Source organism: Novosphingobium sp. IK01, assembly GCF_033242265.1.
GTDB classification, from domain to species: domain Bacteria; phylum Pseudomonadota; class Alphaproteobacteria; order Sphingomonadales; family Sphingomonadaceae; genus Novosphingobium; species Novosphingobium pituita.
In genome coordinates this window covers 3230141-3242634 of record NZ_BTFW01000001.1, presented here as the reverse complement: position 1 = coordinate 3242634, position 12494 = coordinate 3230141, and the positions used below count along the sequence as shown (strand labels likewise).

At 67.8% G+C, this 12494-nt stretch carries 10 protein-coding genes; all 10 read right to left on the bottom strand.

Annotated features, from left to right (window positions below):
* Nucleotides 1–25: 25 nt before the first annotated feature.
* The 10 genes from SBI20_RS15000 to SBI20_RS14955 all read right to left on the bottom strand — a co-directional run bounded on the left by SBI20_RS15000 (nucleotide 26) and on the right by SBI20_RS14955 (nucleotide 12492).
* The gene (locus tag SBI20_RS15000; RefSeq protein WP_317976158.1) at nucleotides 26–529 is read right to left on the bottom strand and encodes a type III secretion system chaperone family protein; all 504 of its coding nucleotides are present in this window, start codon (nucleotides 527–529) and stop codon (nucleotides 26–28) included.
* A 202-nt stretch (nucleotides 530–731) separates the two neighbouring features.
* Entirely contained in the window at nucleotides 732–2645 is a 1914-nt protein-coding gene (locus SBI20_RS14995) for an SPOR domain-containing protein (protein WP_317975771.1), read from the bottom strand.
* Between the two features lie 137 nt (nucleotides 2646–2782).
* On the bottom strand, nucleotides 2783–4276 hold the full coding sequence (ftsZ, locus tag SBI20_RS14990) for a cell division protein FtsZ (protein WP_317975770.1): 1494 nt from the start codon (nucleotides 4274–4276) through the stop codon (nucleotides 2783–2785).
* Nucleotides 4277–4501: 225 nt separating this feature from the next.
* Nucleotides 4502–5785, bottom strand: coding sequence for a cell division protein FtsA (gene ftsA / locus SBI20_RS14985; protein WP_317975769.1), 1284 nt, complete (start codon nucleotides 5783–5785; stop codon nucleotides 4502–4504).
* A 6-nt stretch (nucleotides 5786–5791) separates the two neighbouring features.
* Complete coding sequence (locus tag SBI20_RS14980) at nucleotides 5792–6754, bottom strand: cell division protein FtsQ/DivIB (protein WP_317975768.1); 963 nt, start codon at nucleotides 6752–6754, stop codon at nucleotides 5792–5794.
* A 3-nt stretch (nucleotides 6755–6757) separates the two neighbouring features.
* Nucleotides 6758–7723: a D-alanine--D-alanine ligase gene (locus SBI20_RS14975; protein WP_317975767.1), complete on the bottom strand. Its 966-nt coding sequence runs from the start codon at nucleotides 7721–7723 to the stop codon at nucleotides 6758–6760.
* A complete protein-coding gene (gene murB, locus SBI20_RS14970) occupies nucleotides 7720–8613 on the bottom strand; it encodes a UDP-N-acetylmuramate dehydrogenase (protein WP_317975766.1) in 894 nt (297 codons plus the stop codon). Before murB ends, SBI20_RS14975 begins: the two co-directional genes overlap by 4 nt.
* On the bottom strand, nucleotides 8610–10034 hold the full coding sequence (murC, locus tag SBI20_RS14965) for a UDP-N-acetylmuramate--L-alanine ligase (RefSeq protein ID WP_317975765.1): 1425 nt from the start codon (nucleotides 10032–10034) through the stop codon (nucleotides 8610–8612). The genes murB and murC overlap by 4 nt, the downstream gene beginning before the upstream one ends.
* Entirely contained in the window at nucleotides 10031–11230 is a 1200-nt protein-coding gene (murG, locus tag SBI20_RS14960; protein ID WP_317975764.1) for an undecaprenyldiphospho-muramoylpentapeptide beta-N-acetylglucosaminyltransferase, read from the bottom strand. Before murG ends, murC begins: the two co-directional genes overlap by 4 nt.
* A complete protein-coding gene (locus SBI20_RS14955; RefSeq protein ID WP_317975763.1) occupies nucleotides 11227–12492 on the bottom strand; it encodes an FtsW/RodA/SpoVE family cell cycle protein in 1266 nt (421 codons plus the stop codon). The genes murG and SBI20_RS14955 overlap by 4 nt, the downstream gene beginning before the upstream one ends.
* Between the last annotated feature and the right edge of the window lie 2 nt (nucleotides 12493–12494).

Genomic DNA, 12494 nt, shown 5'->3' with positions numbered 1-12494 from the left:
TCAGGCCCCGCCCCGAAGGCAGGAATCAGGCTTCCCCGGCAGCATCGACCAGCGCGCTGGCCAGAGCCTCCGCCGGGCTCTTGTCGCCCCAGAGAATGAACTGGAAGGCAGGATAGAAGCGGTCGCACTCGTCGACCGCCGCCTCGATCGCCACTTGCGCCTGATGGAGGCTGAGCAGGCCATCGTCGCCCAGCATCAAGCCGTGGCGATAGAGCAGGACCGATCCATTGGACCAGATGTCGAAATGGCCGATCCAGACCTGTTCGTTGATCAGGGCCATGACCTCGAACATCGGGGATTTCTTGTCGTCGGGCACGCGGATGTCGGGCAGTGAAAGGATCTGGAGCACATGATCCTCGGGCCGCCAGATGCAGCGCAACTGGTAGGTCGCCCACGATCCCTGGACTTCGCCATGGATCTCGTCGTCCGAGACGAATTCGCAGGGCCAGCCGCGCGCCTCGAACAGCGAGGCGAGCATATCCACCGGCGCCGCGTCGTCGCGTTCGCTGTCTTCGTGGCCGGTTCGCATCATCACGCCCCCTCACACGGTGCCAGGACCGGCTTTTCCGTGGTTACCCTTCGATCCATCGCCGAGCCGACTGCCCCCGACAATCGAATGGTACCCAAGCCTTGGGCAAAACTCGACAAGGACGCGCAAAAGTTGTGGACAAGCGCCGGAGCAGAGCCTGCCCCCTGCCTCCCCATCGCCTGCCCATCGCTTCCATCCGTCCCTACTTGCCCGACACGCCGTCCATGACCTGCCCGGCGGGGCTGTCGAACTGGAAGGCGCTGACATTGCTGTGCCTGAGCTTGGCCACGAATTCCTGCGCGGCGGCATTGCTCGGGAACGGCCCGGTCACGAGACGATAGACCCGGTTCCACGAAGTCACATAGGCCTTGCGCCCGCGCAGCTCGCTCGCCTTGGCCTGAAGCCCGGCCCATTCCTTGCCCATCTTGGCGCGGTCGCCCCCGGTCAGCACCTGAACCCAGGTCCGCGCCGGGTTGGCGGCCAGACGGCGCGCTTCTTCCTTGGCCTTGCGGGCTTCCTCGGCCTTCTTGGCGTCGGCAGCCTTCTTTTCGGCAAGCGCCTTGCGCTCGGCAGCGGCCTTCTTCGCGTCGGCGAGCTTTTTGGCCTGCGCCTCCTTGCGGGCTTCGGCAGCAGCCTTGGCATGGGCCGCAGCGACCGCCGCGAGGTCCACCGCCGCAACCGGACGCTCCCGCTCTTCGGCAGGCGCCGAGAAACCGGCGAAGAGAGCGGCAAAACCATCGGGCGACGGGCTCGCCTCAGCCTCGGCAGCCGCCGCGCCATTTGCGCGCGCATCAGCCGGAGCCGCTACGGGCGATGGAGCCACTGCCGAAGCCGGGACCGAGGCGGGAATTGCCTGAATCACTGGCTGCGACACGAAAGTCGGCCCTCTGGGCGCCACAGTGGCCGCAGCGATCTGGGTCGGCGCGGCAGAAACCGGCGCTGGGACCGGCGCAGGGACCGGAGCGGGAACCGATGCGGGCGCGGCCTGCGCGGGCACCACCGATGGGGAAACCGGCTGCTGAAGAGCAGGCTGGGAAACCGGCGCGGGCGGCGGGGCCGGCACTTGCGTGCGAGCCATGGCCAGGCGCTGCTCCTCGGCGGCCTTGGCCCGTGCCAGACGGTCGCGTGCGCCACGCTCCTTGCGGCCAGCCGCAGCGAGCGCGACAGGCGCCGCCTGCTGCTCGATACGCGGCGGACGGGGATGAGCAAGGGCATAGGCCATGATCTGCGGATCATCGCGGCCAATGTCGGCGGCGCGCGGGAAGCGGCCGAAATTGGCGGCAGCGGCCTGCTGCGCGGCGGTCAGGCGGGGCAGATAGCGCAGATAGGGGGCAATCCCGGCGGCCAGTTGCGGCGGCATCGAGGCATTGGCCACGGTCACCGCCTGATCGGCATTGCCGCTGATCGCCAAAATGAATGTGCGCACACGCCACGCCGCACGGTCGGACCCGGCCAGTTGCGGCGCGAGGACTTTCTCGGCCTCGTTGCGATTGCCCGAAATCGCCAGGCTGAGCGCGAGGCGACGGGTCACCTCTGCATCGTTGGAACGGGCCAGCGACTGGCGGTAATATTGCTGGGCGAGGAAGTTGTCGCCGACCAGATCGAGCGCAAGCCCGCGATCAGCGGCAAAGTCTGCCGGATTGGCGCCGCCACGCTGGGCCTCGTCGAAGGCACGGATGGCGCCCAGCGGGTCCTTGGCGCGAACCAGCGCCTTGCCCATCTGGGCCTTGACCTGACCATTGCCCGGCGCGATCTCGTCGGCCCGGCGCAGGAAGCCGAGCGCGGCATCCATGTCGCCCAGCGCCATCGCGGCCGTGCCTGCATCGAGCAGCGCCTCGACATTGCGCGGATCCCGCGCGAGGCGGGCCAGCGCGGCGTTGAGCGCCTGACTCCCCCCTGCCGCAGTTCCCTCGCTTTCAGATTGTGCCGGAACCGGCTGGACGACCGGGCGCGACACGGTGGGGACCGGCGCGGTCTGCCGCACCGGCGCCGGACCATCGAGGACCGACTGCTGCGGCATATGCGCCAGATCCTGCGCGGCCAGCGGCGCCGCCGTCCCCGCCAGCAGGGCCGCAATCAGCCCCCCGGACAGAAGCGAGGTGAAAACGGGCGCCATAAAAACGGGCGATTGGGGGAGTCGAAGCATCATCGTGCGCGCCCATAACGCATCGCGGCTGAAGCCCAAACAACAAGCCGCCCCTCTTCCCTTGAAAAGCGGCGGCCTGTTGGTCCGTGAATCAGCGCGATGGCGGATTACTGGTTGTTCTGGCGACCCAGGAAGCGGGGGATGCTGAGCGATGCTCCATCCTCGCCGTCCTCGGCCTCCTCGGTGCGGGCCACCCCGCGCGACAGGTTGGCCATGCGCTCGAACAGGGTGCTGCCACCGCCGGTCGAGACACGCGGCGCCGGGCGCTCGGGCTCGCCAGCGCCAAGGCCGACACGCGGCGCGACGGGGGCCGGAGCCTGAACCGGGGCGGCGTCATAACCGGCTTCCTCGACACCCTCGGCGCCCAGATCGAGCGTGAGATCGAGAGGATCGTCGGCTTCGGGCGCGGCAGCCGGAACGGGCGGCGTGGCCGGGGCGGCATGCCAGACCGCCTGCGGCGTCACGGACGGGGCCGAAGGCGCGGCTGCCGTCGGCGCGGCGCCGAGCGGAACAGCCGGAGCTGCCGAAGGCGCGGGCGTGGCAATCGCCGGGCGCACCGGCTGGGCCGGGAACGCCGGGCCGCGCGCGGCGCCGGGCAGGTTGACCGGACGGGCGGCCTGTTCGGCCTGCTCCATGCTCTGCTCGATCCCGGTGGCGACCACCGAGACGCGGATCTTGCCGTTGAGATCGGGATTGAAGGCCGAACCCCAGATGATGTTGGCGTTGGGATCGACCAGTTCGCGGATGTGGTTGGCCGCTTCGTCGACTTCGAGCAGCTTCATGTCGTCGCCGCCGATGATCGAGATGATCACGCCCTTGGCGCCCTGCATCGACACGCCGTCGAGCAGCGGGTTGGCAATCGCGCGTTCGGCGGCCTCAAGCGCACGGTTCGGACCATCGCCCTCGCCGGTGCCCATCATCGCCTTGCCCATCTCGCCCATGACCGAGCGGACGTCGGCGAAGTCGAGGTTGATGAGGCCGGGCATGATCATCAGGTCGGTGATCGAGCGCACGCCCTGCTGGAGCACTTCGTCGGCGAGCTGGAAGGCTTCCTTGAAGGTCGTCTCGGCCTTGGCCACCAGGAACAGGTTCTGGTTGGGGATGACGATCAGCGTATCGACGTGCTTCTGCAGCTCCTCGATCCCGCTTTCGGCCGAGCGCATGCGGCGCGTGCCCTCGAACAGGAACGGCTTGCTGACCACGCCCACGGTGAGCACGCCCTTGCGGCGTGCGGCCTCGGCGATCACCGGCGCGGCGCCGGTGCCGGTGCCCCCGCCCATCCCGGCGGCGATGAAGACCATGTGGACGCCATCGAGCACGCGTTCGAGCTCGGGCAGGGTTTCCTCGGCGGCGGCGCGGCCCACTTCGGGGCGGGCGCCCGCGCCGAGCCCTTGCGTGATCGCGGGCCCGAGCTGGATGCGGTTTTCGGCGATGGAGTTGTTGAGCGCCTGCGCGTCGGTGTTGGCGACGACGAAATCGACGCCCTCGATCCCGGCGGTGATCATGTTGGCAATCGCGTTGCCACCTGCCCCGCCAACCCCGATCACCGTGATCCGGGGCCGAAGCTCGTCAATGGCCGGCGGTCCGATGTTGATGCTCATGGTTGGTCTCCCTTTCGGGTTGGGCAGTGGATGGGATGGGACACGGGATCGAACGCGAAATGCACAGCCGGGAAAGCCCCGGTTATGGTTGCAGACGACAATGGCACGGAACGTTTCATCGAATCAAAGCCGATCCGCGCTTTTCCACAAGATCGAATGCGGATTTTGCGCGGATATCCGCCGATCCGGTCGTCCCTTGCGACAAATGCGTAGCCGCCTCGCCCATCAGAAATAGTCCTTGAGCGCGCGCATGATCCGCCGCGACAGGCCCATCAGGCTGGTTGCCCCGCCATTTTGGCCGTTTACCGTCAGTTTGCGGATGTCGACCGGGTCGGACGCGGCATGGAGGATCAATCCAACCAAAGTGGATGAACTGGGCGTGGCATGGCCTTGCGGCAACCCCAGCATCGTCGGGGGCGAACCGATTCGAACCGGCCGCCCCAGCGCCGACTGGGCATAGTCGGCAAGGCCGGGCAATTGCGCCCCGCCGCCGGTCAGTACGACCTGCTGCCCGCGCGTGCCGGTAAAGCCCATGGCCTTGAGCGCGCGGCCCAGTTCGCCGGTGAACAGCCCCAGTTGCTGGGTGATCACCGAGATCAGTTCGGCACGCGGGATGCGGTTCTTGTCGTCGGCATGGCGGGCGAGCGGCCCTGCCCCTTCCGGGTCGCCCGGCGCGTTGACGGGGATCATCTCGCGATGGTCGGCCGGGCTGGCGATGGCCGAGCCCGACATGCACTTGAGGCGTTCGGCCTGATAGCGGCGGATGCCGAAGGCCGAGGCAACCGCATCGGTGATATCACCCGAACCGAACGGAAGAACCTGCATCCCCAGCAACATGCCCCCGGCATGAACCGAAACGGTGGTCACTTCCGCCCCGAAATCGACGAGCGCCACACCCAGATCGCGTTCCTCGGGCGTCAGGCAGGCGAGCCCGGCGGCAACTGGTGCGGCCACCACCCCATCGACCTTGAGATGGGCGTTCTCGACCGTCTCGCGGATATTGCGGATCGGCGCGCCATCGGCGAGCATGACATGGATATCAACCGCGAGGCGATCGGCATGGAGGCCCTTGGGATTGGGCACGCCGTGCGCGCCATCGAGCGTGTAGTGCGCGGGCTGGGCATGGAGCACGGTGCGCCCGTCGGGCTGGATCACGTTGCGCGCGCTCACCAGCAGGTGGGCGATGTCGTCGTCCTCGATCCGGCGCCCGCCGATCTCGACCTCGACCTGGGTGCTCGTGCTTTCAAGCCCCGCCCCGGCACAGCCGAGCAGGACCTGGCTGACCGAGGTATTGGCCATCTTCTCGGCGCGCTCGATCGCGTCGCGCACCGAATGGGTGGCGGCCAGCATATCGATCACATAGCCGCGCCGGATGCCCTGGCTGGCCCGGTGGCCCGAGCCCAGCACGATCAGTTCGCCCGCCTCCGACAGCCCGGCGATCATCGCCGAGGTGCGGAACGAGCCCAGATTGACGGCGGCAAAGACCTTGGTGATGCGGGGTGCGACCACGCGGACTTATTCCTTTGCCTTATGGGCGTTGGCGGCGGCCTTGGCTTTTGCCTTGGCCGCGGCGGCATCGCGCTGTTGTTCCGCCAGTTCATCGGCATGGCCGGGCACGAGCATGTAGGTGCGATCGTGCGCGCGCATGTCGAAGCTGGCGACCTTGCCGCCCAGCAGGCGGTTGACCCCGTCGAGACGGGCGAATTCGAGCAGGGCGGCGGCGGCTTCCTCGTCGCCTTCGGGCAGGGCGAGGACCTGCCCGGTCTTGAACGTCAGGTTCCAGCGGCGGTTGCCGATCCAGTCGGCCTGCGCGACTTGCGGTTCGAGCGCGGGGGCCGCATCGAGCAGGTGGTGAAGCTCGGGCACGCGCCCGGCAGCGCCCTCGCCCGAAAGCACGAACAGGCCCTTGGCCTTGGCCGGGGTGACAGGTTCGAGTTCGTGGCCGGTCTCGTCGATCAGCACGAGCTTGTCGCCCTTGCGCAGCACGCCATGGGGCGTGCGTTCGACCACATCGACCACGAGCGTATCGGGCAACTGGCGCGAAACGCGCGCGTCCTTGACCCAGGGCAGATCGAGCAGCGTCTCGCGCAGGGCCGCCACATCAATGCGCGACATGGCCTGGTCGCGCTGGCCGAGCACTTTCTCGAAGATCGTCTGCTCGCTCATGCGCTTGACCCCGCGCACCTCGACGCGCTTGACGTCGAAGCCCGCGTCGTGGGCCACGCGCGCCACTTCGCTCTCGGCCATGTCAGGCACGCCCATCATCGAGGCAACCGCCCAGCCCGCGCCCGCCACGGCAACGAGGATGACCGTCAGGATGATCCGGTGCAGCGTCTCGTCGCTGAAAGGCTGGACGCGCATGACATGGCCGATGGCCGAGCCGGTCTGCTTGCGCGCCGTCTGGACCTTGGCCTTGGCACCGCGCGTGGCGGCGGCCCGCCGCACGCCCTTGCCCCCGCGCCGGATCGTCTGCGCCATGGCTCAGCCCGCCTGCTTCTTCCGGGCCGCGGCGGCGGCGGCATCGGCCAGCGCCTCGGCCAGAATCGCCTCGACCAGATCGGGATAGTCCATGCCCAGATGGCGCGCCTGTTCGGGCACGAGGCTCAAGGGCGTCATGCCCGGCTGGGTGTTCACTTCAAGCAGGAACAGCCCCTCGACGCCGCGCTCGTCGTCCCAGCGGAAATCGGAGCGGCTGGTGCCCTTGCAGCCCAGAAGCTGGTGCGCGCGCAGGGCGATGTCCTTGCAGGCCTGCGCGATTGCGTCGGGGATTTCCGCCGGGCAGACATGTTCGGTCATGCCGTCGGTATACTTGGCGGCAAAATCGTAGAAGCCCGACTTGGGCTTGAGTTCGGTGACCATCAGGGCCTTGTCGCCCAGCACCGCCGTGGTCAGTTCGCGGCCACGGATGAACGGCTCGGCCAGCAGTTCGTCGAATTCCTGCCAGGGGCCGGACGCGTCGGGGCTGATCGGGTTGCCGTGGTTGCCCTCCGCCGTGACGATGGCCACGCCTACCGACGAGCCTTCGTTGACGGGTTTCAGGACATAGGGCCGCGCCAGCGGATCGCGCTGGTAGAGGTCGGCGGTCTTGACCACGCGCCCGCCGGGCATCGGGATGCCGTGGGGGACCAACGTCTGCTTGGTCAGTTCCTTGTCGATGGCGATGACCGAGGTGGCAAGGCCCGAATGGGTGTAGGTCAGCCCCATGAGGTCCATCATGCCCTGCACGGTGCCGTCTTCGCCCGGCGTGCCGTGGAGCGCGTTGAACACCACGTCAGGCTTGGCCTCGGCCAGTTTCTGCGCCACGTCGCGGCCCATGTCGATCCGGGTGACGGTGTGCCCGCGCCCTTCGAGCGCGCTGGCCACGCCCTCGCCACTGGTCAGCGAGACCGCGCGTTCGCTCGACCAGCCGCCCATGAGGACCGCCACATGAAGCCGGGGCAGCGTCACGGGCGCCCCACTCGCTTGATTTCCCATTCCAACTCCACGCCTTGCGTCTGTTTTACCCGCGAACGGACCTCTTCGCCCAGCGCCTCGATTTCACTGCTGGTGGCCTCGCCGGTGTTGATGAGGAAATTGGTGTGCTTTTCGCTCACTTGCGCGCCGCCAAGGGTGAGCCCCCGGCAGCCCGCCGCATCGACCAGCGCCCAGGCCTTATGGCCATCAGGGTTCTTGAAGGTCGAGCCGCCGGTCTTGCTGCGCAGCGGTTGCGAGGCCTCGCGCGCGGCGGAAATGCGGTCCATCTCGGCCTGAATGGCCTCAGGCTCGCCCGGTTCGCCCCGGAACCGTGCGGCAACGACGACCATGCCATCGGCAAGGTCCGAATGGCGATAGGTATAGCCCAGATCGGCAAGGCCCAGCGTATGAAGCTGGCCCTTGCGGTCCACGACCTCGCAATCGACCAGCACGTCCTTGACCTCGCGGCCATAGGCCCCGCCGTTCATTCGCACGAAGCCGCCCACGGTGCCCGGAATCGAACGCAGGAACTCGAGCCCCGCGATCCCTGCATCGCGCGCGGTGGACGAGACCAGAATGCCCGAGGCCCCACCCCCGCAGGTCAGCGTCACCGCGTCGCTGGCGTTCACTTTGGCAAAAGGCTTGCCCAGACGGATCACCACGCCCGGCACCCCGCCATCGCGCACGATCAGGTTGGAACCCAGCCCCAGCGCCATGACCGGCACTTCAGGCGCAAGCGCGGCGAGAAAATCCTGAAGATCGGCAACGTCTTTTGGCTCGAACAGCCAGTCCGCCGCCCCGCCCGCCTTGAACCAGACGAGCGGCGCCAGCGGCGCCTGCGCCGTCAGCTTGCCACGAACAGGAGGAAGCGCGCTCTCGCTCATGCCTGTTCCCGAAGCGCGGTGATCGCACCGGCCAGACCGGCGGCCCACTTGGTGATGTCGCCCGCGCCAAGGCACACGATCATGTCGCCGGGCTGAAGCTGGGGCGCCAGTTCGGCAGCGAGCGCATCGGCCCCGGCGATCTGGAAGGCCGCGCGGTGGCCGCGCGCCTTGATCCCCTCGACCATCGCGGCGCTGTCGATCCCCTCGATGGGCTGCTCGCCCGCAGCATAGACCGGGGCGGCATAGACCATGTCGGCATCGTGGAAGGCGGCCTGGAAATCGTCCATGTGGTCGCGCAGGCGGGTGAAGCGGTGCGGCTGGACAACCGCGATCACGCGGCCCCGCACGCCTTCGCGCGCGGCGGCCAGCACCGCGCGGATTTCGACCGGGTGATGGCCATAGTCGTCGATCACCGCCACTTCGCCGCCCGGCACCTCGACCGTGCCGACGCGGGTAAACCGGCGCTTGACCCCGCCGAACTTGGCAAAGCCGGTGCGGATCAGATCATGCTCGACCCCCATTTCCACCGCCACGCCAATGGCCGCGAGCGCGTTCTGGACATTGTGACGGCCCGGCATCGGCAGGACGATGTCCTCGATCCGCTGGAACGAGCCATCGCGCTGGCGCAGCACGGCGGTAAAGCGGTTGCCGCCCGGAATCGGGGTCACGCTCTCGCCGCGCACGTCGGCCTGCGCGGAAAAGCCATAGGTCACCACGCGGCGGTCGCGCACTTGCGGGATGATCGCCTGAACCTCGGGATGGTCGATGCACAGCATCGCCGCGCCATAGAACGGCACGTTCTCGATAAACTCGACAAAGGCGCGCTTGACCTTGTCGAACGAGCCGTAGTGATCGAGGTGCTCGGGGTCGATATTGGTCACGACCGCGATCGTGCCATCGAGACGCAGGAACGAACCGTCGCTCTCGTCGGCCTCGACCACCATCCACTCGCTGTCGCCCAGACGGGCGTTCGAGCCATAGGAATTGATGATGCCGCCATTGATCACGGTGGGATCGACCCCGCCCGCATCGAGCAGGCAGGCGACCAGCGAGGTCGTCGTCGTCTTGCCGTGGGTGCCGGCCACGGCCACGGTGTTTTTCAGGCGCATCAGCTCGGCCAGCATTTCCGCGCGGCGGACCACCGGAATGCGCGCTTCGAGCGCGGCGACCACTTCGGGATTGTCGCGCCTGACCGCCGTGGAGGTGACGACGACCTGCGCATTGGCGACGTTCTCGGCCCGCTGGCCGATCATCACCGGAATGCCGCGCGCGCGCAGCCCTTCGACGACATAGCTTTCCGCCATGTCCGAGCCCTGCACCGCATAGCCCATGTTGTGCATCACTTCGGCAATGCCCGACATGCCGATGCCGCCGATACCGACAAAATGGATCGTGCCGATCTCGACACCGACGCCCTTCATGCTTCGTTCTCCAGAGCCAGGGCCGCGCCCTTTTTCGTCACTGATGCACCGGGCGTTTCCACCCGGATCACATCCATCAGCGGCACCCCGCCAAAACCCTCGACCAGATCGGCCAGATCCTCGACCGCATCGGGAAGGCCGCAATTCCACGCGCCATGGGCCGCATTGCCCAGCGCGCCGGGGTTCATCGCCATGGCCTGAATCTGCTTGGCCAGCTCCTTGGGGGTGAACCCGGTCTGGCGGATCGCCCGCGCGCCGCCCGCCTTGACCATCTCGCGCGTGTTGGCGGCCTGATGGTCGTCGGTGGCGATGGGCAGCGGCACGAGGATGGCCGGGCGGCCCACGGCGGTCAGTTCGGCAATCGTCGAGGCGCCCGCGCGGCCCACGAACAGGTGCGCATCGGCCAGACGGCTGGCCATGTCCTCGAAATAGGTGCCCAGTTCGGCGGGAATCTCGTGGGCGGCATAGCGCGCGCGCACGGCCTCAAGGTCTTCCGGGCGGCACTGCTGGGTGACCTGAAGCCGGTGGCGCAGCGCAGGGGGCAGCATGGCAAGGCCGTCGGGCACCACTTGCGCGAGGACCGAAGCCCCCTGACTGCCGCCCGTCACCAGCACTCGGAACAGGCTGTCTTCAGTAAATTCGGGGAACGGCTGGCCGCGCAGGGCCAAAACTTCCGGGCGCACCGGATTGCCGACGAGGTGAACCTTGCCCGCATAGCGCGGCTCCAGCCGGTCGACCTCGTGATAGGCCGTCGCAATGGCGTCGACGGTCTTGGCCAGATAGCGGTTGACCCGGCCCAGCACCGCGTTCTGCTCGTGGATCACGGTCGGAATGCGCGCCGCGCGCGCGGCCAGCAGGGCGGGAAGCGCCGGATAGCCGCCAAAGCCGATCACGCAAGCCGGCTGGAAGCTTTCGAACAGGCGCAGCGCCATCGCCCGGCCCTGCCAGATCGCCCGCAAGCCCTTGAACAGCGCAACCGGGTTCTTGCCCAGACGCCCGGCGGGCAGGACATGGGCGGTCAGGAACTCGGGCTTGCCGGGAATCTTCGCGCCGCGCGCATCGGTAATCAGCGCGACATGGTGGCCGCGCCGGTGCAGTTCGGTCGCCAGCGCAAAGGCCGGGATCAGGTGCCCGCCCGTCCCGCCGGCAGCCAGTACGAAATGGCGCGAAACGCCCGGTTGCAGGTGTGTGGTCATTTGCGCGTCAGTTCGCCCAGGTGAAAGGTCTCTCGTGTCAGATAAGGGTTGCGGCGCGTTATGGCGAGCAGGAACCCGACGGACAGCAAAAGGGCAATGGTCGATGACCCGCCATAGCTGATCAGGGGCAGCGTCATTCCCTTCGAGGGGAACAGCTGAAGGTTGACGAGGATGTTGATGAAGGCCTGCCCCGCCAATTGCGCGACAAGGCCGGTCGCCGCCAGAATCGTGAACAGGTCTTCCTCGTCGACCAGCCGCAACAGGACACGCAGCACGATGGCGCAATAGAGGATCACCACCAGACCGCAGGCCAAAAGCCCGAATTCCTCGCCGATCACCGAGAAGATATAGTCGGTATGCGCCTCGGGCAACGCGTTCTTGCGCACGCCCAGCCAGAGCCCCGCCCCGGTCCACCCGCCCGCCACCAGCGTGCGCATGGCAAGATCGACCTGATCGAACTCCGCCCCGCCCGAGATGAAGTTGTCGATGCGGTGTGTGGCATTGGGATAGAACAGATAGGCCGCAACAACGATGCCGATACCCCCGACCATCGCCCAGGCCACACGGGACAGCGGCAGGCCCGAAAGCAGCACGAGCACGAACCACACGCCGCAGAACAGCACGGTCGAACCGAAGTCCGGCTGGGCCATGAGCAGCGCGCTGACCAGCCCGATCAGCCCCATCGACAGGCGGATCACCGGCATCTGCGCGTCGCGCACCTTCCACGAGAGAATCCACGCGACCGCGATGGCAAAGCCCGGTTTCAGGAATTCGGAAGGCTGGATGCCCAGAATCCAGCGCTTGGCGCCCTTGACCTCGCTGCCCAGCACCGGAACGAGCATCAGCCCGACGATCATCACCGCCGCCAGCAGGATCGCCGCGCGCCGCGCGGTCTCCTTGGGCAGCATCGAGGCGCCGAACATGGCCACCAGCCCGACCGCCAGCCAGCGCAAGTGCAGCCAGAAGAAGTGCAGGTCGCCCAGTGCTTTCTGATGGGTCGAAAGCCGGTGCGCGCTGGCCGGAGAGGCCGCCGCCACCGCGACCGTGCCCACCACCACCAGCGCCATGACCAGCCCGAGCAACACCCGGTCGATCTCGCGCCACCAGATCATCAGCTCGCTGCGGCGCGTGCGCCGGATGCGCGGGGCCTGTCCGCCACCCAGCACGGAAGGATCGCGCACGACCGGCGCCGTTCCTCCAGACACACCGGCTGCGACACCAGAATCAGCAGGCGCGGCCTTCGCCCCCGAAACCTTCGCCATCA

Bases quoted from the DNA above. Each gene is read 5' to 3' on its own strand.
- SBI20_RS15000 (WP_317976158.1), bottom strand. From the start codon at position 529: ATGCGAACCGGCCACGAAGACAGCGAACGCGACGACGCGGCGCCGGTG.
- SBI20_RS14995 (WP_317975771.1), bottom strand. From the start codon at position 2,645: ATGGCGCCCGTTTTCACCTCGCTTCTGTCCGGGGGGCTGATTGCGGCC.
- ftsZ (WP_317975770.1), bottom strand. From the start codon at position 4,276: ATGAGCATCAACATCGGACCGCCGGCCATTGACGAGCTTCGGCCCCGG.
- SBI20_RS14980 (WP_317975768.1), bottom strand. From the start codon at position 6,754: ATGGCGCAGACGATCCGGCGCGGGGGCAAGGGCGTGCGGCGGGCCGCC.
- murB (WP_317975766.1), bottom strand. From the start codon at position 8,613: ATGAGCGAGAGCGCGCTTCCTCCTGTTCGTGGCAAGCTGACGGCGCAG.
- murC (WP_317975765.1), bottom strand. From the start codon at position 10,034: ATGAAGGGCGTCGGTGTCGAGATCGGCACGATCCATTTTGTCGGTATC.
- murG (WP_317975764.1), bottom strand. From the start codon at position 11,230: ATGACCACACACCTGCAACCGGGCGTTTCGCGCCATTTCGTACTGGCT.
- SBI20_RS14955 (WP_317975763.1), bottom strand. From the start codon at position 12,492: ATGGCGAAGGTTTCGGGGGCGAAGGCCGCGCCTGCTGATTCTGGTGTC.